The organism is Allochromatium vinosum DSM 180 (assembly GCF_000025485.1).
GTDB lineage: Bacteria > Pseudomonadota > Gammaproteobacteria > Chromatiales > Chromatiaceae > Thermochromatium > Thermochromatium vinosum.
In genome coordinates, this window is record NC_013851.1 from 894306 (window position 1) to 916114 (window position 21809).

21 protein-coding genes are annotated in these 21809 nt (G+C 65.3%); 17 read left to right on the plus strand and 4 right to left on the minus strand.

The genetic code is table 11. From position 1 onward, the window contains the following. Window positions 1–60 precede the first annotated feature (60 nt). The 3 genes from parE (at window position 61) to ALVIN_RS03825 (ending at window position 2651) form a co-directional block, all read left to right on the plus strand. A complete protein-coding gene (gene parE / locus ALVIN_RS03815; protein WP_012969992.1) occupies window positions 61–1965 on the plus strand; it encodes a DNA topoisomerase IV subunit B in 1905 nt (634 codons plus the stop codon). 81 nt (window positions 1966–2046) lie between these two features. Further along, window positions 2047–2346, plus strand: a complete 300-nt coding sequence (locus ALVIN_RS03820) for a hypothetical protein (RefSeq protein WP_043795507.1) — start codon at window positions 2047–2049, stop codon at window positions 2344–2346. Beyond that, window positions 2343–2651 (plus strand): helix-turn-helix domain-containing protein, encoded by a 309-nt coding sequence (locus ALVIN_RS03825; protein WP_012969994.1) that lies wholly within the window; start codon window positions 2343–2345, stop codon window positions 2649–2651. The genes ALVIN_RS03820 and ALVIN_RS03825 overlap by 4 nt, the downstream gene beginning before the upstream one ends. 58 nt (window positions 2652–2709) lie before the next feature. Here ALVIN_RS03825 and murJ read toward each other — a convergent pair whose 3' ends face one another. Continuing rightward, a complete protein-coding gene (gene murJ / locus ALVIN_RS03830) occupies window positions 2710–4245 on the minus strand; it encodes a murein biosynthesis integral membrane protein MurJ (protein WP_012969995.1) in 1536 nt (511 codons plus the stop codon). A gap of 181 nt (window positions 4246–4426) precedes the next feature. Between murJ and rpsT the strand changes: the two genes are divergently transcribed. Next, window positions 4427–4690, plus strand: a complete 264-nt coding sequence (rpsT, locus tag ALVIN_RS03835; protein WP_012969996.1) for a 30S ribosomal protein S20 — start codon at window positions 4427–4429, stop codon at window positions 4688–4690. 72 nt (window positions 4691–4762) lie between these two features. Here rpsT and lgt read toward each other — a convergent pair whose 3' ends face one another. From lgt to ALVIN_RS03850, 3 genes are read right to left on the minus strand one after another with little or no spacing between them, the layout of a single operon-like run. After that, complete coding sequence (gene lgt / locus ALVIN_RS03840) at window positions 4763–5593, minus strand: prolipoprotein diacylglyceryl transferase (RefSeq protein ID WP_012969997.1); 831 nt, start codon at window positions 5591–5593, stop codon at window positions 4763–4765. Window positions 5594–5609: 16 nt separating this feature from the next. Then, the gene (locus tag ALVIN_RS03845; protein ID WP_012969998.1) at window positions 5610–7577 is read right to left on the minus strand and encodes a hypothetical protein; all 1968 of its coding nucleotides are present in this window, start codon (window positions 7575–7577) and stop codon (window positions 5610–5612) included. Between the two features lie 19 nt (window positions 7578–7596). Next, complete coding sequence (locus ALVIN_RS03850; protein ID WP_012969999.1) at window positions 7597–8151, minus strand: Smr/MutS family protein; 555 nt, start codon at window positions 8149–8151, stop codon at window positions 7597–7599. Window positions 8152–8288: 137 nt separating this feature from the next. Here ALVIN_RS03850 and surE point away from each other — a divergent pair, with 137 nt between their 5' ends. The 13 genes from surE to ALVIN_RS03915 all read left to right on the plus strand — a co-directional run bounded on the left by surE (window position 8289) and on the right by ALVIN_RS03915 (window position 21776). Then, entirely contained in the window at window positions 8289–9038 is a 750-nt protein-coding gene (gene surE / locus ALVIN_RS03855; protein WP_012970000.1) for a 5'/3'-nucleotidase SurE, read from the plus strand. Further along, window positions 9038–9706 carry a protein-L-isoaspartate(D-aspartate) O-methyltransferase gene (locus tag ALVIN_RS03860; protein ID WP_012970001.1) on the plus strand — a complete coding sequence of 223 codons (669 nt, stop codon included), beginning with the start codon at window positions 9038–9040 and terminating at the stop codon, window positions 9704–9706. Before surE ends, ALVIN_RS03860 begins: the two co-directional genes overlap by 1 nt. Before the next feature lie 93 nt (window positions 9707–9799). Next, entirely contained in the window at window positions 9800–10720 is a 921-nt protein-coding gene (locus tag ALVIN_RS03865) for a peptidoglycan DD-metalloendopeptidase family protein (RefSeq protein ID WP_012970002.1), read from the plus strand. A 30-nt stretch (window positions 10721–10750) separates the two neighbouring features. Continuing rightward, window positions 10751–11767: an RNA polymerase sigma factor RpoS gene (rpoS, locus tag ALVIN_RS03870; RefSeq protein ID WP_012970003.1), complete on the plus strand. Its 1017-nt coding sequence runs from the start codon at window positions 10751–10753 to the stop codon at window positions 11765–11767. Between the two features lie 140 nt (window positions 11768–11907). Further along, window positions 11908–13341, plus strand: a complete 1434-nt coding sequence (gene ccoN, locus ALVIN_RS03875; RefSeq protein ID WP_012970004.1) for a cytochrome-c oxidase, cbb3-type subunit I — start codon at window positions 11908–11910, stop codon at window positions 13339–13341. A gap of 17 nt (window positions 13342–13358) precedes the next feature. Beyond that, window positions 13359–14159, plus strand: a complete 801-nt coding sequence (gene ccoO, locus ALVIN_RS03880; RefSeq protein WP_012970005.1) for a cytochrome-c oxidase, cbb3-type subunit II — start codon at window positions 13359–13361, stop codon at window positions 14157–14159. Next, complete coding sequence (locus tag ALVIN_RS03885; RefSeq protein WP_012970006.1) at window positions 14152–14370, plus strand: cbb3-type cytochrome c oxidase subunit 3; 219 nt, start codon at window positions 14152–14154, stop codon at window positions 14368–14370. Before ccoO ends, ALVIN_RS03885 begins: the two co-directional genes overlap by 8 nt. Continuing rightward, window positions 14357–15256 carry a cytochrome-c oxidase, cbb3-type subunit III gene (gene ccoP / locus ALVIN_RS03890; RefSeq protein ID WP_012970007.1) on the plus strand — a complete coding sequence of 300 codons (900 nt, stop codon included), beginning with the start codon at window positions 14357–14359 and terminating at the stop codon, window positions 15254–15256. The genes ALVIN_RS03885 and ccoP overlap by 14 nt, the downstream gene beginning before the upstream one ends. 18 nt (window positions 15257–15274) lie before the next feature. Further along, entirely contained in the window at window positions 15275–16714 is a 1440-nt protein-coding gene (ccoG, locus tag ALVIN_RS03895; RefSeq protein ID WP_012970008.1) for a cytochrome c oxidase accessory protein CcoG, read from the plus strand. 37 nt (window positions 16715–16751) lie between these two features. Beyond that, window positions 16752–17279 (plus strand): FixH family protein, encoded by a 528-nt coding sequence (locus tag ALVIN_RS03900; protein WP_012970009.1) that lies wholly within the window; start codon window positions 16752–16754, stop codon window positions 17277–17279. Between the two features lie 3 nt (window positions 17280–17282). Next, window positions 17283–19775 (plus strand): heavy metal translocating P-type ATPase, encoded by a 2493-nt coding sequence (locus ALVIN_RS03905; RefSeq protein WP_012970010.1) that lies wholly within the window; start codon window positions 17283–17285, stop codon window positions 19773–19775. A gap of 10 nt (window positions 19776–19785) precedes the next feature. After that, window positions 19786–20010 carry a cbb3-type cytochrome oxidase assembly protein CcoS gene (gene ccoS / locus ALVIN_RS03910; protein WP_012970011.1) on the plus strand — a complete coding sequence of 75 codons (225 nt, stop codon included), beginning with the start codon at window positions 19786–19788 and terminating at the stop codon, window positions 20008–20010. Window positions 20011–20120: 110 nt separating this feature from the next. Further along, complete coding sequence (locus tag ALVIN_RS03915) at window positions 20121–21776, plus strand: methyl-accepting chemotaxis protein (protein WP_012970012.1); 1656 nt, start codon at window positions 20121–20123, stop codon at window positions 21774–21776. Window positions 21777–21809 lie beyond the last annotated feature (33 nt).

Here is a 21809-nt window from a genome sequence, read left to right on the forward strand (position 1 = left end):
CGACCGCTCCGGCGACTCTCAGATTCAACCCTTTCAGCCTTCAGGAAGATCCGCCCGTCCATGACCGGCCATTACGACGCCTCAGCCATCGAAGTCCTCCAGGGCCTCGATCCGGTGCGCAAGCGCCCCGGAATGTACACCGACACCACTCGTCCCAACCATCTGGCCCAGGAGGTCATCGACAACAGTGTCGACGAAGCCCTCGCCGGTCATGCCAAGCGCATTTCAGTCACGCTCCATGCCGACGGCTCGCTGGAGGTCGAGGACGACGGGCGCGGGATGCCGGTCGACATCCATCCGCAGGAGGGACGGCCTGGAGTCGAGGTCATCCTCACCAAGCTCCACGCGGGCGGCAAGTTCAACTCGGACAACTACCGCTTCTCGGGCGGTCTGCACGGCGTGGGCGTGTCCGTGGTCAATGCGCTCTCGCGGCATCTGGAGGTCTGGGTCAAGCGCGGCGGCCAGGAATACAACATGGCCTTCAAGGACGGCAACAAGGTCAGCGATCTGGACGTGGTCGGTACGGTCAAGCGCAACGACAGAGGGACGCGACTGCGCTTCTGGCCCGATCCCGGCTATTTCGACTCACCCAAGTTCGCCGTGCGTCCGCTGACCCATCTGCTCCAGGCCAAGGCCGTGCTCTGTCCGGGGCTGGAGGTGCGCTTTCGCGATGAGACCAGCGGCGAGGAGCAGGTCTGGTGCTATCAGGACGGGCTTCAGGACTATCTGCTCCAGTCGTTGAGCGGCGTCGAGACGTTGCCGTCCGAACCCTTCGTCGGCGACATGGAAGGGCGCACCGAGGCGGCGAGCTGGGCGCTGGTCTGGCTGCCGGAGCCGATTCGAGCGGGTGGCGGCGAGCCGATCGCCGAGAGCTATGTCAACCTCATCCCGACCGTTCAGGGCGGCACCCACGTCAATGGTCTGCGCACCGGGCTGACCGAGGCGGTGCGCGAGTTCTGCGAGTTCCGCAATCTGCTGCCGCGCGGCGTCAAGCTGGCGCCGGAAGATGTCTGGAACCGCGTCAGTTACATCCTGTCGGTCAAGCTGCTCGATCCGCAGTTCTCGGGCCAGACCAAGGAACGGCTGTCCTCGCGCGAGTGCGCGGCCTTCGTCTCGGGCGTGGTCAAGGATTCGTTCAGCCTCTGGCTCAATCAGCATGTGGCCGAGGGCGAGCGCATCGCCGAGCTGGCGATCGGCGCGGCTCAGGCGCGATTGCGTGCCGGGCGGACGGTCACGCGCAAGAAGATCACCCAGGGTCCGGCGCTACCCGGCAAGCTCGCCGACTGCACCGCGACCGATCCCGAGCGCGGCGAGCTGTTCCTGGTCGAGGGCGACTCGGCCGGCGGCTCGGCCAAGCAGGCGCGCGACCGCGAGTTCCAGGCCATCCTGCCGTTGCGCGGCAAGATCCTCAACACCTGGGAGGTCGCGCCGGAGGAGGTGCTGGCCTCGCAGGAAGTGCATGACATCGCCGTGGCCATCGGCGTCGATCCGGGCAGCGATGATTTGAGCCGGCTGCGCTTCGGCAAGATCTGCATCCTGGCCGACGCCGACTCGGACGGTGCCCATATCGCCACTCTGCTGTGCGCGCTCTTCCTCAAGCACTTCCGGCGTCTGGTGGCCGAGGGGCATGTCTATGTCGCCATGCCGCCGCTCTATCGCATCGACGTCGGCAAGCAGGTCTATTACGCGCTCGACGACGACGAAAAGAAGGGTATCCTCGACCGCATCGCCGCCGAGAAGATCAAGGGCAAGGTCAATGTGCAGCGCTTCAAGGGCTTAGGCGAGATGAACCCGGCGCAACTGCGCGAGACCACCATCCATCCCGACACGCGCCGCCTGGTGCAGCTCACCATCGACGACGACCGTGAGACCGACGAACTGCTAGACCGCCTGCTGGCCAAGAAGCGCGCGGCGGACCGGCGGGCCTGGTTGCAGGAGAAGGGGGATCTGGCCGAGGTGTCCTGATCGGGGCAATCTGGTGGATCTGCGCCGGTGTCGTGTGTCAGGGGATTGTTCGCGATACGGGATTCCCGTACCATGCGGCCCATGCAAACCGTCATCGAAACTCCGACCTTTCAGAAACAGGCCGACGCCATCTGGTCGGAAGACGAGCGGCTCGATTTCGTGACCTGGATCGCCCGGAACCCACTGGCCGGCGACGTGATCCCAGGCGCCGATGGCGCGCGGAAAGTGCGCTGGGTGGCTCAAGCGAAAGGTAAGCGCGGCGGCGTGCGCGTGATCTACTTCAACTTCATGGCGCAAGGCGTGGTCTGTTTGGTCGCGATCTATGCGAAGTCGGATCAGTCCAGCATCCAACCCAACGACATATTGAGGGCCGCCCGATGAACATCGACCAGATCGCCGACGCCATCGAACAGGACGCGGGTGAAGCCTTGCCGGGTCTGCGCGAGAGCCTCGCCGAGATGCGCGACGGCCTCGTCGCGCGCACCACGACCCCGGAGCAGATGCTCGTCAGATCCGCGCGTCAGGCGCTGGGGCTTTCGCAGCCTCAGTTCGCCGACCTGATTCAGACGCCCGTGGCAACTTTGCGTGACTGGGAGCAGGGTCGATTCACGCCGCCGGGCGCGGTGCTGTGTCTTCTGAAGATCGTCGCCAAGCATCCCGAGGTATTGACTGAACTGGCGGCCTGAGCGCCTTCGTAGGGACTTCAAGCCGGCAAGTCGCCGTCTGGTGAGGCGGAAATGCCCATCAACGACACTCGCGCAGATCACGCGGTCTCAGTCCGGCGACGAGCAAGAGTGTTACATAAACCAATCCGCCCGCCAGAATCCAGCCCGTCAGCTCCAGGATCCGCGTCCAGGCGTCCGCAAGCATCCAGTCGGCACGCTCTCCAAGACCCCAGTGCAGCACAAGCCCCATCGCCAAACTGGCCGGCAACGTCTGAGCGAGCAGTCGCGTCCAGCCGGGGGGGGGGCGATAGATGCCCGATCGCCTCAGTCCGCGCAGCAGCAGGACGGCGTTGAGCGCGGCCGTGAACGCTGTTGCGAGCGCCAGGCCGGCATGTCCCAGCGGCACCATGAGTAGCAGATGCAGCACCAGCCCGACACCGAGCGCGATCAGCGCCAGCCGAACCGGCGTGCGTACGTCCTGCCGGGCGTAATAGCCGGGTACCAGCACCTTGATCGCCAGAAAGGCCGGGATCCCGAGCGCATAGGCCATGAGCGAGTACGCCGCCTGGGTGACGTCGTCGGCGCCGAACTCGGACGACAGAAAGAGTGTGGCCATCACCGGCTCGGCCAGCACCAGCAGTCCGACCGCCGCCGGCAGACCGAGCAGCAGTGCCAGCCGCAAGGCCCAGTCGAGCGTATCTGAGAAGCGCTCGGAATCCTGCGCGGCCTGACGTTGCGACAGACGCGGCAGGATCACCGTGCCCAGCGCCACGCCCAGCAGGCCGAGCGGCAGTTCCATGAGCCGATCCGAGTAATAGAGCCAGGAGATGCTGCCGGTCACGAGCACCGAGGCCAGCAGGGTGTCGAGCAGCAGGCTGATCTGGCCCACGGACACGCCCAGCACCGCCGGCCCCAGACGCCTGAAAACAGCGATCACGCCCGGATCGCGCGGTTTGAAGCGCGGTCGCGGCAACAGCCCGAGCCGTGCCAGAAAGGGCAGTTGAAACGCCAGTTGCACCAGCCCGGCGACGAGCACGCCCCAGGCCAGCGCCAGGATCGGCGTCTCCAGCAACGGTGCCAGCCACAACGCACAGCCGATCAGGACGATGTTGAGCAGCGCCGGAGTGAAAGCCGGCACCCCGAAACGTTCATAGGTGTTGAGCAGGGCGCCGGCCAGCGCCGTGAGCGTGATGAAGAACAGATAGGGCAGGGTGAGCCGCAGCAGCATCGTGGCCAGCGCGAGTTGATCGGCGTCCGCGCCGAAGCCGGGCGCGAAGACCAGGATCAGCAGCGGTGCGGCCAGAATGCCGAGTCCGGTGATCAGGAGTAGCGCAGCAGCCAGTGTGCCTGTCAGGTCATCGACGAAGGACTTGAGCGCCGGCAGCCCCTGTCGCTCGCGATAGTCGTTGAGTACCGGCACCAGCGCCATCGAGAAGGCGCCCTCGGCGAACAGCCGGCGCGCGAAATTGGGGATCTTGAAGGCGACGAAGAAGGCATCGGTCGCCGCATCGGCGCCGAACACGCGCGCGATGGTCAGATCCCGCACGAATCCCAGAATACGCGACAACAGCGTTCCGCCGCCCACCTTGGCGAACGAGGCAACCAGCGAGGCCATGGATCGGAGGCGGCTCCAGACAGGAAAAGGCGCTGATTATAATTGACAATCGTGCTCCGATCCGAAATACTGCGTCGTCTAAAACCGCGTTCGGTGTGGCCCAAGCTGCTGGCCGACCCTCCACGCGGTTTCATCGTTTTTACCTCGACCGCGTCAGACATCGAATTCTCGGGAGACTCAGTTGGCTAATTCACCTCAAGCGCGCAAGCGCGCCCGTCAGGCGGAAGACCGTCGTCAGCGTAACATGGCTCAGCGCAGCACCCTGCGCACCTTCATCAAGAAGGTGATCAAGGCGATCCGCGCCGAAGACAAGGAAGCGGCCGTGCAGGCGTTCAAAGACGCCGTGCCGCGTATCGACCGCGCCGCGCGCAAGGGCCTGATCCACGCCAACAAGGCGGCGCGTCACAAGAGCCGTCTGAACGCCCACATCAAGGCCATGGCCTGATCGCGAAGACGCTCGTACTGAAGACACGAAAAACCGGCCTTGAGCCGGTTTTTTGTTGCCTGCAAATCGTGCTCAGGCCGTCTTTCGCGGACGATAAGCCAGGGCGAGCAGCAATGCACCCGCGAGCATCATCGGCAGCGACAGGATCTGCCCCATGGTCAGCCAGTCGAAGGCCAGATAGCCGATGTGGGCATCGGGTTCGCGCACGAATTCGACCAGGAAGCGGAAACCGCCGTAGCCCAGCAGGAACAGCCCCGAGACCGCCATCATCGGACGCGGACGGCTGGAGAAGATCCAGAGCACGGCGAACAGTACCAGTCCTTCGAGTGCAGCCTCGTAGAGCTGAGAGGCGTGCACGGCCGGACTCAGCAGGGCGTCGGCCGGCTGGTCGAGACACTGACGCGGAAAGCGCTCGCAGGAAAGTTGAAAACCCCAGGGCCACTCGGTGCGATGCCCCCAGAGTTCGCCATTGATGAAGTTGCCGATGCGCCCGGCCAGCAGTCCGGTCGGCACCAGGGGTGCGAGGAAGTCGCCGACCTGGAAGAAGTGCAGCCGATGACGGCGCGCAAACAGCCAGATCGCGACCATCACACCGATCAGCCCGCCATGGAAGGACATGCCGCCTTCCCAGACCTTGAGCAGATTCAGCGGATTGGTCAGGATCTGATCGAATCCGTAGAACAGCATGTAGCCGAGCCGTCCGCCGACGATGACGCCGAGGACGCCGTAGAAGATGAGGTCGTCGACCATCTCGGTCGTCCAGCCGGACTCGGGGCGGCGCGCGCGCCAGCGCCCGAGCCACCAGGCCAGCGCGAAGCCGATCAGATACATGAGGCCATACCAATGGACCTTGAGCGGGCCAAGGGCGAGGGCGACGGGGTCGATGTCGGGATAGGTCAGCATATGGTCGCGGATGGTATCACGGTGTCGTGGTGGTGAAGGAGTGGGCCAGGGCGGCGAAATCGAGGTCCGGCCGCTTGGGGAAGAACTGTCCTTCGAAGGCTCCGTTCCAGCGCACGCCGTCAGGCAGCTGGGGTGCGAGCCGGGAGCCGGGCGCGATCCCGGTGGGGTGCTGCGATGGCGGTCGTAGCCCTGAGACGCCACTGTAGCCGAAGAGTCCGTAGTTGGCTTCGGCGCCATAGGGACCGGAGCGGCCGAGGAGGGTGCGCCTGGTCGCCAGCTCATCAGCTGGAAGGTTCGGCGAGGATTTCCAGGGTTCGTCGAAGGCTTCGAACAGATGGATCTGCACGCCCGTGGTCCGCGACCAGGCGACGGCCTCGCGCACGAAGGCGCTCGCCAGGGCCGGGCTGAAATAGCGCCGAGCGATGGCCAGACCGCCGGCGTCGAGCCGCGCCCCGGAGGTATCGAGCCGGTCGGCGATCGCGGCGAAGGCCGTGTCCGGACGGATCGGCGCCCCATCCTCGACATAGCCGGGCAGATTGAAGGCGATGCCATCGGTGGGGTGGCCGATCTCGCCGATCATGATCTCGATCGGTCGCTCGCCGGCCAGTGTCCGGATCGTTCGTTCGAGCTGGCACCACTTCCGGCTGAGTTCGCCCTTATCGGGATCGAAATAGACCGACCACTGACCGCTTTGGGCAGCCGCTTCGACTGCCTCTGGACTGGGATAGAGGTTCTCCATCACGTAATCCGACTCCGCGAGCAGGGCGGCGACCTCGCGACCGAAGCGGGCGAGTGCCGGATCGTCCGCGTTCGGGTCGGCCAGCCGAAAGCGGTGTCCGCGCGCACCGAGCCGCAGATCGAGTCCGGCGAAAGCTGCGTTCGGCGCCATCTGCGCTCTGGCGTACTTCAGCATGGCGGTGATCTGTTCGGTCGGACTCGGCTGGCCGTCCGGCCCGCTCCAGGGCTGGGCGTATTCGTTGGAGAGGATCAGATGGGTGACGGTCCCCGGAAAGCGGGCGTTGGCGACCTGGGCCTGAGCGAGCGCGGACAGGATCGCGAAACGCATCCGGTCGTTCACCAGGGTGCCGGCGACCTGGATGTTGTCCACGCCGAGCTTGAGCGTCAGCAGACGCCGACCGGCCTGGGCGTTGATCTCAGCGGCGGCGAGTGCGATCTGAGCATTGGCGTCGCCGGCGAAGAACCCGGGATTGAGCCGCGCCTCCGGGTCGGTCGGACTCGTCGGTTCGAACAATGTCTGATGGATGGCGACCACGCGCAGATCCTGTCCGGGCGTGCCGGCTGTCTCGACCTGGAGGCGCTCAGGCGCGGGTCTGACATGGACGGCCGTCGGCGGAAAGAGAAAGACCACATCGGTGGTCTCGCATCTCTGATAGGGCATGGTCTCGCCGGGACGGAGTTCGAGGAGGCGGCGATCGGTCCAGAACGGCAGGGCGACATAGTCCTGCCCGTCGACCTGACGCCAGTAGCCGGCCTGAAAGCCCGTGCCATAGGTTGCGAGTGTCAGCGGCGCTCCGCCGGCGGCCCGTCGCAGGGCATCGAGCTGTCGATAGACCGAGGCCGCGTGATCGACGCCGCTGACGGTCTGGGGTGTGCGATCCTCGAAGAAACGTGTCTTGGTGTGGCTCCAGGCGACAGCGTCCTGTCCGCGCAGCGCCTCGGGCAGGAAGTCCAGCGAACCGGTCGCTGAGACGTCCTGAAGCCGTCCCGCCTCGTCGAAGGTCAGGCGCAGGGTCTGGGTCGCCGCCCACAGCGAGCGATCCGGGTTCTCGACGTCGATGCCGCCGACATAGCTGTTGAAGGCCGGCACATGGACGTCTCCTGGCGCATAGGGATTGTCCGTCCGCGCGCTCCAGTGTCCGACATAGGGCTGATAGGCCAGTCCCAGGATCGGCGTGTCCGCCGGCACGCCTCCGGTTGCAGCGAGACTCAGGGTAAGCAGCGCCATCGAGCGTCGAAGCCACATGCCGAGCCGCCGTCCCCGCTCAGTCCATGCGCGCCCTGGACGCCTTGTTGGGATTGCGCAGCAGCACATAGACCGCTCCGGTTCCGCCATCACGACGGGTCGCTGAACAGAAGGCCAGAACCTGATCATAGAGTCTGAGCCAGTAGTTGACCTTGCTCTTGAGCACGGGCGCCCGTCCGCTGGAACCATAACCCTTGCCGTGGATGATGCGCGCGCAACGCACCCGCCGATGCGTGCACTCGGTGAGGAATTCGGCCAGGATCTGACGCGCGTGCTCAGCCTGGATTCCATGCAGATCGACCTCCAGCCCGACCGGAAAGGCCCCACGCTGGAGATCGGCGAGCACCCGGTTCTGGACGCCGGGGCGCGCGAAGAGCAGATAGTCGTGGGTTGTGACTTCGGACTCGGCGAGTGCGACCCGCTCGTCACCCTCCGGCGCTTCGATCGGACGTGGACGCGGCACTGGCGGCGGGCGGCGGCGGAAGGGTTCGGCGCTCTCGAACGACAAAGGCTCGGCATCCTCGACCTGTTCGCGGAAGAGCTGACGGTCGGCGTCCTGGAGTGTGGGTTTCATCGGCTGGATTGGGGCTGTCTGGGCAGGCTTTGGGGGGCGAGTATAGCCGCCCCACGATCGGTCGACGATGTCGGGATGCCCGATCAGCGTCCGTAGAGTATGATCCTCGGCGATACCAAGAGACTCGCGAAAAAACGATGAAAATCCTTGTCAGTAACGACGACGGCTATCAGTCACCCGGTTTGATCGTATTGGCCGAGGCCCTGACGGCCCTGGGCGAGGTGGTCGTCGTGGCCCCGGAACGCGACCGCAGCGGAGCGAGCAACTCGCTCACGCTCGACCGACCGCTACGCGCCAAGCGCATGCCCAACGGTTTCATCCAGGTCGACGGCACACCGACCGACTGTGTGCATCTGGCGCTCACCGGATTGCCCTCGATCGAGCCGGACATCGTAGTCTCCGGCATCAATCATGGCCAGAATCTGGGTGACGACGTGCTCTACTCGGGCACGGTCGCCGCCGCCACCGAGGGGCGCTTCCTGGGACTGCCCTCGATCGCCGTCTCCATGGCTTCGAGTGCGCCCCGGCACCTCGACACCGCCGCGCGCGTGGCGGTCCAGTTGGTCGAGCGTCTGCGTCAGAACCCGCTCGAATCCAGCATCATCCTCAACGTCAATGTTCCCGATCGCCCTTATGCCGAACTCGCGGGCTTCAAGGCCACGCGGCTGGGCCATCGGCACAAGGCCGAACCGATCGTCGAGGCGCGCGACCCGCGCGGTCAGCCGATCTACTGGATCGGGCCGGCCGGCCCCGAACAGGATGCCGGACCCGGCACGGACTTCGACGCCGTGCGCTCGGGCTTCGTCTCGATCACGCCGCTACAGGTCGACCTGACCCGGCATTCCGCCCTGGAGTCGCTCGGTTCCTGGCTGACCGGATGCGTGTAATGACCGAGACCCTGCTCGATCCGGGGATCGGCATGACCTCCAGACGCACGCGCGAGCGCCTGATCCAGCGTTTGATGGACGCCGGCATCGACTCGCCCGAGGTGCTGCGCGTGATGCGCGCGCTGCCGCGTCATCTGTTCGTCGACGAGGCGCTCGCCAGTCGTGCCTACGAGGATTCGGCGTTGCCGATCGGACATGGCCAGACCCTCTCCCAGCCCTATACCGTTGCGCGCATGACCCAGGCGCTGCTGGAGCACGGCACACCCGACACCGTGCTGGAGATCGGCACCGGCTCAGGGTTCCAGACCGCCGTTCTGGCTTCGCTGGTGCGGCGCGTCTACACCGTCGAGCGTGTCGGCGAGCTGTTCGAGCGCGCCCAGGAGCGGCTCGGCGCGCTGAAGATGCGCAATGTCCGCTATCGCCACGGCGACGGCGCCCAGGGCTGGCCCGAGTACGCGCCCTATCAGGCCATCATGGTGACCGCCGCACCGCGCGGCATACCACGCTTGCTCGCCGAGCAGCTCGCCCCGGGCGGCATCATGGTGCTGCCGATCGGCGAGGGGCCGCGTCAGAGCCTGGTGCGGCTGGTGCGTCACGCACGCGGCGGCTTCGGTCACGAGATCCTGGAACCGGCCAGCTTCGTGCCCTTGCTGGCTGGAGTCGCCTGAAGCCGGGGCGCACCGACCGATACGCTTGGGAGTCCCGATTGGGATGATGGGAGTCTTGATCTGACCTTGTTCCAGCTGCGATCGACCCCAACCATGAAGCGTGACGCGCTGGACGACACGCGGATGCCGGTCGTCTCGTCGCTGCTGGGTCTGGCCCTGACGCTGCTGATCGCCGGTTGTGCCTCCAAATCATCGGAGTCGCTCCATGGCCGGTACTGGTCCGGTCCGGTGCCCGATGGCTACTATCTGATCCGAAGCGGCGACAGCCTCGGTCTGATCGCCCAGCGACTCGGTGTCAGTCAGCGTCGACTCGTGCGCTGGAATCGGCTGGAACCGCCTTACACCATCTATGCCGATACCCTGTTGCGGATCGCGCCGCCGGATGTTCGTTCGTCTAAGGGGGTGCGCAAGCCGCCGGCACCGCTCCTCGCGGAAGCGCCGCAGCCGGCCGCCCCGAGCGAGGCGTCCACGCCGACCGACAGGCCTGAAGCGGGTCGGACTCCCGTGAACCGGACCGTCGAGCAGACGACCAAGACCGAACCGCCTCAGGCGACCAAGGCCGCCAAACCGCGGGCCGGATCGCGTCCCGCCGCCAGGACGCCGACACGCGAGGGGCCGGGTAGCCGGCGCGGACCCTCGGGCGTGGACTGGGAATGGCCGCTCACCGGCCCGCTGGTGCAGACCTACAGCGAGCGCGATCGTACCCGACATGCGATCCGCATCGGCGGTCGGTCGGGAGATCAGGTCAAGGCCGCTGCTGAGGGGCAGGTCGTCTACAGCGGGAGTGGACTCAAGGGATACGGCAACCTTATCATCATCAAACACAGTGAAAAGTATCTGAGCGCGTATGGCTTCAACCGCCGGCTGTTGGTCACGGAGGGCGAGCGTGTGAATCAGGGGCAGGTCGTGGCCGAGGTCGGGCAGGGCGCGGATGGCGCCTATCTGCTGCATTTCGAGGTTCGTCGTCATGGTCAGGCCGTTGACCCGATCCTCTATCTGCCCGCGCGCCCTTGAACAGTTCGTCCCGCGCGCCGGAGGATGTGGATGTCGAGCGCCAAAGACCGCGAGACCCCTGACAATCTGTCTGAGATCGATAGCGAATCCTTGCCGCTGTTGGATGGGGATTCGGACTCCGTCGCTTCCGATGACTCCGACTCGGAGGATCTCAAGCTGCTCGACGGCGACTCGTCGAGCGTTACTGGGGAGCGCCCTATCGAGGCATCCGAGGCCGATTTCGATGCCACCCGGATCTATCTCAACGAGATCGGTGAGTCCAGGCTCCTGACCGCCGAGGAGGAGATCCGGTTCGCCCGCCTCGCCCAGGCCGGCGACAACGCGGCGCGTCAGCGCATGATCGTGTGCAACCTGCGGCTGGTGGTCAAGATCGCGCGCCGCTATCTCAATCGCGGTCTGCCGCTGCTGGATCTGATCGAGGAAGGCAATCTCGGGCTGATCCGGGCGGTCGAGAAGTTCGACCCTGAGCGCGGCTTTCGCTTCTCGACCTATGCGACCTGGTGGATCCGCCAGACCATCGAGCGCGCCATCATGAACCAGACGCGCACGGTGCGCCTGCCCATCCATGTGGTCAAGGAGATCAACATCTATCTCAAGGCCTCGCGCCAGCTCGCGCAGAGCCTGGACCACGACCCGACCTCCGAGGACATCGCCCAGCTGCTCGACCGTCCGATCAACGAGGTCAAACGGATGCTGGGTCTCAACGAGCGCATCACCTCGGTCGACACGCCCTACAGCAAGGACGCCGACAAGCCCCTGGTCGACATGCTCCAGGACGACGGTTCCAGCGACCCCACCGAGCGCATCCAGGACGACGACATCCACGTCAACATCGAGCACTGGCTCGGTCTGCTCAACGACAAGCAGCGCGAGGTGGTCGAGCGCCGTTTCGGTCTGCACGGCCATGAGAACTCGACGCTCGAAAGTGTCGCGCGCGAGCTGGGCGTCACCCGCGAACGTGTGCGTCAGATCCAGATGGACGCGCTGCGCCGGCTGCGTGATATCCTCGAAAGCGAAGGGTTTTCGGTCGAGTCTTTCTTCAAATAAGCATTGACGATTCGCGGGTTGACTTTCGATACGCGATCCATTGAGATTCGTCAATCGACGCCGCCGGATCGCGGTCGACTCGGTCCGGGCCGGATGGCCTCCTTGCCTTCATGTTGTGTCCAACGGTTTCGGGAGGGTCCATGCAAGCCAGTCTGGAGCAGAAGTACAACTTCGAGATCGTGCGCTGGTTCACGATCATGGCTGTGGTCTATCTGGTGCTGGGCGCGGCCTTCGGCGTCTACATCGCCTCGGAGCTGGCCTGGCCGTTCCTGAACTTCGACAGTCCCTATCTCTCCTTCGGGCGGCTGCGGCCGCTGCACACCAACACCGTCATCTTCGCCTTCGGCGGCTGTACTCTGATGGCCACCGCTTTCTACTCGGTCCAGCGCACCTGCGGGGTGCGGCTCTGGAGCGACAAGCTGGCGCGCTTCACCTTCTGGGGTTGGAACGCGGTCATCGTGCTGGCGGTGCTGACGCTCCCCCTGGGGCTGACCCAGTCGAAGGAATACGCCGAGCTGGAATGGCCGATCGATATCCTGATCGCCGTCGTCTGGCTGGCCTTCACCTTCAACTTCATCATGACCATCGCCAACCGGAAGTCCTCGCACATCTATGTGTCGAACTGGTTCTTCCTCGGCATGATGATCATGATCGTCTATCTGCATGTCGTGAACAGCCTGGCGATCCCGGTCGGACTCTTCAAGTCCTACTCGATCTTCTCCGGGGTGCAGGACGCCATGATCCAGTGGTGGTGGGGTCACAATGCGGTCGGCTTCTATCTGACCGCCGGCTTCCTCGGCATCATGTATTACTTCGTGCCCAAGCAGGCGGGGCGTCCGGTCTATTCCTACCGGCTGTCGGTGATCCACTTCTGGGCGCTGATGTTCGGCTATGTCTGGCTCGGCGCGCATCATCTGCAATACACGGCGCTACCGGACTGGACCGGCTCGCTGGGAGCGGCGATCTCGCTGGCAATGATCATCCCGTCCTGGGGCGGCGCGGTGAACGGCATGATGACGCTGTCCGGCGCCTGGGACCGGCTGCGCACCGACTATGTGCTGCGCTTCCTGATCATGGCGCTGGCCTTCTATGCCATGTCGACCTTCGAGGGGCCGGTGATGGCGCTCAAGAGCGTCAACGCGCTCTCGCATTACACCGACTGGACCATCGGCCATGTGCACTCGGGCGCGCTCGGCTGGGTGGCCGGGATCTCGATCGGCGCCATCTACCATCTGATGACGCGGCTCTATCACACCGAGATGTTCTCCGAGCGCCTGATCAACCTGCATTTCTGGACCGCGACCATCGGCACCGTGATCTACATCGTCGCCATGTGGGTGTCCGGGATCATGCAGGGGTTGATGTGGCGCGCCTATGACGAGTACGGCACCCTGGCCTATACCTTCGTCGAGTCGGTCGATGCCATGCATCCCTATTACGCCATGCGCGCCGTCGGCGGCATGCTGTTCCTGTTCGGCGCGGCGGTGATGCTGTTCAACGTGCTCATGACCGTGCGCAAATCCGTCGTCGAGGGTCGCCTGCAACAGGCGCGCGCCCTCCCGGCCATGGCCTGAAGCGGGAGACCGAACACATGAGCAATAGACCCAAGGTTCGTGTCAAGAGCATTCAGGAATGGATGGAGGTCAACATCTGGGCCCTGCTGATCGCCACCGCGCTGGTGCTTTCGGTGGGCGGACTGGTCGAGATCGTGCCCCTGTTCTATCTGAAGGGCACGATGGAGCACAACGCTTTCCCCGAGATCGTCTGGGACAAAGCGGGCAAGGAACCCATCGTCACGTTCGATGAGACCGGCAAGGAGCAGTGGAACTGGCAGCCGGGCGACGGGGTGCGTCCCTACACGGCGCTGGAGCTGGCCGGACGCGACATCTATCAGCGCGAGGGCTGCTATCTCTGTCATTCGCAGATGATCCGGCCCTTCCGCGACGAGAAGGAGCGCTACGGGCATTATTCGCTTGCCTCCGAATCCATGTTCGACCATCCCTTCCAATGGGGCTCGAAGCGGACCGGCCCGGATCTGGCGCGCGTCGGCGGCAAGTATTCCGACGACTGGCAGCGCCGGCATCTGTACGATCCGCGTTCGTTGGTGCCTGAGTCGGTGATGCCCAGCTATCCCTGGCTCGACGAGACGGCGGCTGATCCGGACATGTCGCTGCGGGTGTTCGGCTTCACGCTCTGGCCGGCCGGCACCGGCTCGCGGATGCAGCGTCACATGCGGGGAATGCAACAGGTCGGCGTGCCCTATACGGAGGCCGACATCGCCGCCGCCGAGTTCCTGCTCGACGGCAAGACCGAGATGGACGCCCTGGTGGCCTATCTCCAGGTGCTCGGCACCATGGTCAAGCTCGATGACGCCAAGGCCTATCGTGAATAGCCTCATCGAGTATTTCGCGACCGACTGGGAGGCGATGACGGTCAACGACTGGATCGGCACCATCCTGACCGTCGTTATCTTCCTGCTGATGATCCTGGCCTATTTTCAGGTCTTTCGTCCCAAGAACCGGGAGTCGCTCGAATCCAGGAAGCACATCCCGTTCGAGGACGAGGACGACGCGCCCTCCGGAGATCACGATGGCCGACCATAATCCCTTTCCAGGCGAGAACAACACTGGGCATGTCTGGGACGACAACATCCGCGAGCTGAAAAATCCGCCGCCGCGCTGGTGGATGCAGGGGTTCTGGCTGTCGATCCTGTGGGTCATCGGCTATTCGATCCTCTATCCGACCTGGCCGGTCGGTGACGAGCCGACGCCCGGCGTCCTCGGCTGGAGCCAGATCAAAGAATACGAACAGGGCGTCGAGCGTATCGAGGCCAAGCGCGCTCAGTTCGAGGATCGGATTCGCGATATGACAGCCGATCAGATCCTGGCCGATCCGGGGTTGAAGCAATACACATTAGCCTCGGCCAAGGTGCTGTTCGGCGACAACTGCGCGGCCTGTCACGGCAGCGGCGGGCAGGGCAATCCGGGCTATCCGGTGCTCGCCGACGACGACTGGCTCTATGGCGGCACCACGGCCAAGCTCACCGAGACCATCACGGGCGGGCGTCAGTCGCTGATGCCGGCGCACAAGACCATGCTCACCGAGCCGGAGGTCGATACGCTCGCGCACTGGGCGGTCGCGATGGCGGAGACCGGCGGCGAGGGCGGCAGCGAGGCCGGCTGGAACCTGTTCCGGACCAAGGGGTGCGTGGCCTGTCATGGTCAGACCGCGAATGGGCATGTGGTCGACCTGCCCAATGGCGATTTCATCGGCGTGGGGGCGGCGAATCTGCGCGACGGCATCTGGCGTTTCGAGCCGGGCGGCTATGAGAGCGCGCGTCACACCATCCTGTATGGCGTCAATCAGAAAGACGCCCCCGAAAGCCGAAGCGCCGTGATGCCCGCTTTTGCCGAGCCGGCAGGCAAACTCAGCGCGCAGGACATCAAAAAGCTGGTCGTCTATGTCCATTCGCTCGGTGGCGGGATGTGACGTCTGGATGTGACCCAATTGAATACCGATCCTGAATCGACCGCGCCGGTCTCGGTCGACGCGCTCTATGCCGAGGCCGACGATTGGCATGTCAATGCCGGCGGCCAGACCATCCATGCCAAGCGGATACCCGGTCGCTGGCGCACCATCAAGTGGGCCATGGCCTCGGTGTGGCTGATCTATCTGCTCGGTCCCTATCTGCGCTGGGACGACCGGCAGGCGGTGCTGTTCGACATCCCGAATCGCCAATACCATCTGTTCTCGGTCACGGTGCTGCCGCAGGACTTCTGGATGCTGTCGCTGCTGCTGCTGTTCTTCGCCATCCTGCTGGCGGTGATGACGGCGCTCGTCGGGCGCGTCTGGTGCGGGTTCTTCTGCTTCCAGACCGTTTGGACCGATGTCTTCACCTGGATCGAGGAGCGGCTGGAGGGTCCGCCGGCGGCGCGTCGCAAGCTCGACGCGGCGCCGATGAGTCGCGAAAAGCTCAAACTGCGCGCGATCAAGCATGGTCTGTGGCTCCTGATCGGCTTTCTGACCGGATTCAGCTTCGTGGCCTGGTTCACCGACGCGCCGACGCTGTGGTGGACTTTCTTCACCGGTCAGGCCAATGGCGCGGCCTATGTCACGGTCGCGCTCTTCACGGCCGGTACCTATGTCCTGGCCGGATTCCTGCGCGAGCAGACCTGTTTCTGGCTCTGTCCCTATGCGCGCATCCAGGGCGTGATGCTCGACCGCTCGACCATCGTGCCGACCTATGACGAGCGGCGCGGCGAGCCGCGCGGTCGGGTCAAGCGCGAGGATGAAGGCGAGCGAACGACGGGCGATTGCGTCGACTGCAATCAGTGTGTGGCGGTCTGTCCGACCGGGGTCGACATCCGGCGCGGTCAGCAGGAGGGCTGCATCACCTGTGCGCTCTGTCTCGATGCCTGCGATCAGGTCATGGACAAGGTCGGTCGGCCGCGCGGGCTCATCCGCTATGCCTCGCTGGATGAACTCGAAGGACGTCGCACCAGCCCGTTGTGGCTCAGGCCGCGGGTCTGGGTCTATGTCCTCATCCTGGGGCTGTCGCTGTCCGGCATCCTCTATGGCCTGACTTCGCTCGACCCGCTCGAACTGCGGGTGCTGCACGAACGCGCGCCGCTGTTTGTGCTCCAGAGCGATGGCTCGATCCAGAACAAATACACCCTCAAGATTCTCAACAAGACCCATGAGCCGCTGGCCGTGACGATCCGCGCTACGGGGCATGAGTCACTGACGCTCGCCGGTGCCGAACAACCGATCGCGACGGCACCGGGCGGCGTGACGCCGGCGACCGTTTTCGTCCGCATTCCGCGCCAGGCGCTCGAGGCCGAACAGCAGCCGATCGTCTTTCGAATCGAGGCCGAGCGAACGACGGGCGAGCCGGCCGTGACCGAGCGTGAGAGCGTCTTCGTCGGCCCCAGACCGCGCTCCGATTGAGCGGCGGAAACTCTCAGCCACACGAGGCCCAGCACCGATGATGACCCACATCCAAGCCCGTCTCCAGGCTCATCTCCAGCCCAACGCGGCCCTGCGCAATCCCTGGGTGCTCGGCTGGATCGGGCTCATCGTCGCGGTGCTGGCCGTCAATCTGGTCATGGTCTATCTGGCCTTCGCGACCAATCCGGGGCTGGTCAACGCCGATTACTACGAGCGTGGGCGGAACTATGAGCGCACCGTCCTGACCCGTCAGGCACGCGATCCGGGCTGGCTGATCCGGGCCGACATCCCGGCGTCGCTGCACGCCGGTCAGACCGAGTTCATCCGCGTCTTCTTCGTCGACAAAGCCGGTCAGCCGGTCGATCCCGAGGCCGTGACCTTCCACGCCTACCGGCCCTCGGATGCCGCGCGCGACTTCACCCTGACCATGAACCGTGAGGATCGCGGGCGCTATGTGGTGGAGACCGCCTTTCCGCTGAAAGGCGTGTGGGACACGCTCATCAGTGCACGTCTGGGTGAGGACGAGTTCAGCGTCAGCGAGCGTCTCACGGTCGGGGCGCGCTAGCGGGTGGAGGAAGAGCACTGTTTTCACTGCGGTCTGCCGATCGCCGCCGGTGCGCGCGAGACGGCTGAGATCGCCGGCACCGAGTGCGCCTTCTGCTGCACCGGCTGCAAGTCGGTCTGTCTGGCCATCCATGCGGCGGGGCTGGAAGGCTTCTACCGCCGCACGCCTGAAGGCGCCCTGCTCGGTCCGCCGCCCGAGCCGCCCAAGAATCTCACCCTCTTCGATCTGGACGCGGTGCAGGAGGAATTCACCGACGTCGCTGCCGAGGACCGCGAGATCAATCTGCTGGTCGAGGGTATCCACTGCGCGGCCTGTGTCTGGCTGATCGAGCGCGGACTTCAGTCGCTCCCCGGCGTCGAGGAGGCACGGGTCAATCTCACCGGACGCCGGTTGCGGGTACGCTGGGACAACGGACGGCTCCAGCTTTCGCGCATCCTGCGTCGGCTGGCCGATCTGGGCTATGCCGCCACGCCCTTCGATCCGGATGCCTCCGAAGGCGCCATCGCGCGCGAAAATCGCGCCCTGTTGTTCCGGCTCGCCTGGGCCGGATTCGCCATGATGAACCTGCTGTGGATCTCGATCGCGCTCTACAGCGGGGCGGACCAGGGCGAGTTCCGCGAACTCTTCCACTGGCTCGGCTTCCTGCTCGCTACGCCGACCATCCTCTATTCGGGCGCGCCCTTCTACCGGGGCGCCTGGTCGGGGCTACGTTCGGGCCATCTGAGCATGGATCTGCCGATCGCTATCGGGGTCAGTGTCACCTATGGCTATTCGCTCTATGTGACGCTCGGCGGCTCCGAGATCGGCGCGGTCTACTGGGACACAGTGGTCAACTTTCTGTTCGTGATCCTGGTCGGGCGCTATCTGGAGGCGATCTCGCGCCGACGCGCGGTGGCGGCCACCCAACGGCTGTTCGATCTTCAACCCAGGGTCGCGACCCGACTCCAGGACGACGGCGGCGAGACGGTCGTGCCGATCCGCTCGCTCGTCGTCGGTGAACGGGTGCTGGTGCGTCCCGGCGAGCGCATCCCGGTCGATGGCGAGATCCTGGACGGAGGCAGCGGTGTGGACGAGTCGATGCTGACCGGCGAGTCGCGCCCGGTCCCCAAAACGGCGGGCGATCGGGTCTCGGCCGGCACCATCAATGGGGCAGGGGTGCTCCGGGTCCGGGTCACGGGGCTGCTCGCCGAGACCACGCTCGGGCGCATCATCCGGCTGGTCGAGGAGGCGCAGGCGAGTCGTGCGCCCATCCAGCGTCTGGCCGATCGCATCGTGCCCTGGTTCGTCGCCGCGACCCTGGGGCTGGCGGCGCTGACCTTCGTGCTCTGGGTCCAGGTCGATCTGGAGCGCGCACTGACCGCGGCCACCGCCGTGCTCATCATCACCTGTCCCTGCGCCTTTGGACTGGCCACGCCGATGGCGATCGCGGTCGCTTCCGGCGTGGGCGCGGCACGCGGCATCCTGATCAAGAACGGGGCGGTGCTGGAGCGGCTGTCGAGCATCCGCCATCTGGTCTTCGACAAGACCGGCACCCTGACCGAGGGGCGCCCGGCCGTGGTGGCGATCGCCGGGGCTGGAGCCGATTGGCGCCCGCTCGACCCCGAATCGCCGGTGCTGACCGACGAACAGCGCGCCGACCTGCGTCTGATCGGCGCGCTGGAGCGACTGTCTGAGCATCCGGCGGCGACGGCGGTGCTGGATCTATGCGAACGAGCCGGGATCGATCCGGGTGGCCTGACGGTGGAAGCGGTCGAGGTCGAACCGGGCCTGGGCATCGCCGGGCGGGTCGCGGGCCGCGCCTTGGTCATCGGCCGCGCGGAATGGCTCACGTGTCAGGGGATCGCGCTGCCATCCGATCCCGAGTCGAACACGGAACCGGACAGCCGGATTCTCTGCGCCATCGACGGCCGTCTGACCCTGCGGTTGGGGGTGGCGGATCAGCTGCGTCCAGGCGCTGAATCAGTCGTTGCGCGTCTGCGCGCTCAGGGACTTCGCGTCACACTGCTGACCGGCGACCGGCGTACGGCCGCCGAACGCATCGCCGGACGGCTCGGTTCGATCGAACTGATCGCTGAGGTATTACCTGAGGACAAGGATCGCGTCATCGACGACCTCCAGCGTGCCGGCGAGCCTGTCGCCATGGTCGGCGACGGCGTCAACGACGCCCCGGCCCTGGTGCGCGCCGATGTCGGTATCGCCATGGGCAGCGGCACCGATGTCTCCATCGCCAGCGCCGATATCGTGCTCATGTCGAGCGAGCTGGAGCGGGTGCTGGAAGCGTCCGAGCTCTCGCGCCGCACCCTGACCACCATCCGCCAGAACATCGCGCTATCGATCCTCTACAATCTGGTCATGGTGCCGCTGGCCATGGCCGGCGTCGTCACACCGCTGATCGCGGCCGTCTCCATGCCGCTGAGCAGTCTGGCCGTGATCGGCAACTCGGCGCGTCTCGGCGCGCGCTTCAAGTCCTCCGATTCGCATCATCCAACACGCTGAGCGTCTCACGATGGAAGTCATCTATGGTCTGATCCCCGGAATGCTGGTTCTGGGGCTCGCGGCGGTCGCCGTGCTGTTCTGGGCGGCGCGTAGCGGTCAGTTCGACGATCTGGAAGGCGACGGGCAGCGTCTCCTGCTCGATGAAGACGAGGTCCAGGATCGCGACTCGAGCGACTCTCATCGCCAGTCCGGCGCCGGGTCCGAGACCCGCCCCGATGGCCAGTCGCCCGATTGAAGCCAATCAGATGCACGCCTGCAACGGGGCGGCTACAATCATAAGTGTCATAACAGGGAGCGCATTGAACCAGGAACCCCATTTTGTTTCCAATCAAGCCGGTGGCTCCCATGTGGAAGAATCTCACCATCCGCGCCCGGCTCGCCGTCACAGCCATCCCGGGTATCCTGCTGATCGGTGCCGCGCTGGTCCTGATCGCCTATCTCACGGCGTCTTCCATGGTCGAAACGCTCGTACATCAGACGTTGCTCACCAAGGTCGATGGCGATCTGCGCGCCACCAGGCTCTATCTCTCGCGTGACTTCGGTCAACTGAGTCTCCAGAGCGGCAAGCTGGTCGACGCCCAGGGTCGCTCGGTCGAGGGAAACACAGCGATGCCCGATGCCATCAGCCGTGACCTGGGTCTGCTCTTCAGTCTCTTTGCCCGTGATGGCGCGAACTTCGTCCGGGTTGCCACCAGTGTGCGCACTGCTGACGGGCAGCGTCAGCTCGGTACCCGGCTCGGCGCGTCGAGCGCGGCCCATGATCCACTGATGCAGGGCGAGCGCTATGTGGGCGAATCCGATGTGTTGGGTGAGCCGCACCTGACGGCCTATGAACCCGTGTTCGATGCAGCCGGTCAGGTGGTCGGCGCCTTCGGACTCGGCATCCCCAAGACACAGGCTGTAGCCATCGTCGCCAGGGGCATGGCCGAGATGGTGCTTGGGATGAGCGTGGCGCTCCTGGTAGTGGTCGCCGTCGGTATCCTGGGTATCCTTGGAATAGCGCGTATGATCACCGGCCCTATCCGTCAGGTCACAGCCAGCTTGCGTGAAATCGCCGAAGGCGAGGGTGATCTCAGGCAGCGACTGAACGCCGAGGGCAACAACGAGCTGGCCGAGTTGGCGCGAACCTTCAACCGCTTCGTCGAACGCATCCACGAGATGGTCAAGGAGAGCGCCGGTGTCTCGACGCATCTGGCCTCGGCGGCCGAGGAGCTGTCGCTTACCAGTGGCGAGACCAGCGAACAGGTGCGCATGCAGCTCTCCGAGACCGATCAGGTCGCCACCGCCATCCATGAGATGACGGCCACGGTCGAGGAGGTCGCGCGCCATGCCGCCGATGCCGCACGCGCCGCCCAGGAAACCGACCGCGAGGCTGAGGCCGGTTCCCAGGTCGTCGAGCAGGCTATCGTCGCCATCGAGGCGCTCGCCAGTGAAGTCGAGTCCGCCGGCCAGGTCATCGCCCGCCTGTCGGACGACAGCCGCGAAATCGGTGCCGTGCTCGACGTGATCCGCGGCGTGGCGGCCCAGACCAATCTGCTGGCCCTGAACGCCGCGATCGAGGCCGCGCGCGCCGGTGAGCAGGGGCGCGGCTTCGCCGTGGTCGCCGACGAGGTGCGGACGTTGGCCAGTCGCACTCAGGATTCGATCCAGGACATCCAGGGCAAGATCGAGCGCGTACAGTCCGGTTCGGCCGGGGCGGTGGCCGTCATGGATCAGGGGCGCGTCCGGGCCGGCGAGGGCGTGGCCCAGGCGCGTCAGGCCGGTGCGTCACTGCGGGCCATCGCCGCCGCCATCGCCCGCATCAATGACATGAACACCCAGATCGCGAGTGCGGCCGAGGAACAATCGGCCGTGGCCGAAGAGATCAACCGCAACATCCAGTCGCTGTCCCAGAGTGTTGGGCAGATCGCGGATGGGGCGACACAGGCGGCCGCCGCCAGCGGCGAACTGGCCAGGCTTGCGGCGAGTCTTCAGAATAGCTCGGGGCGATTCAAGATATGATTTCAACTCAGCTGTCGCGAATGATCGCTCGTA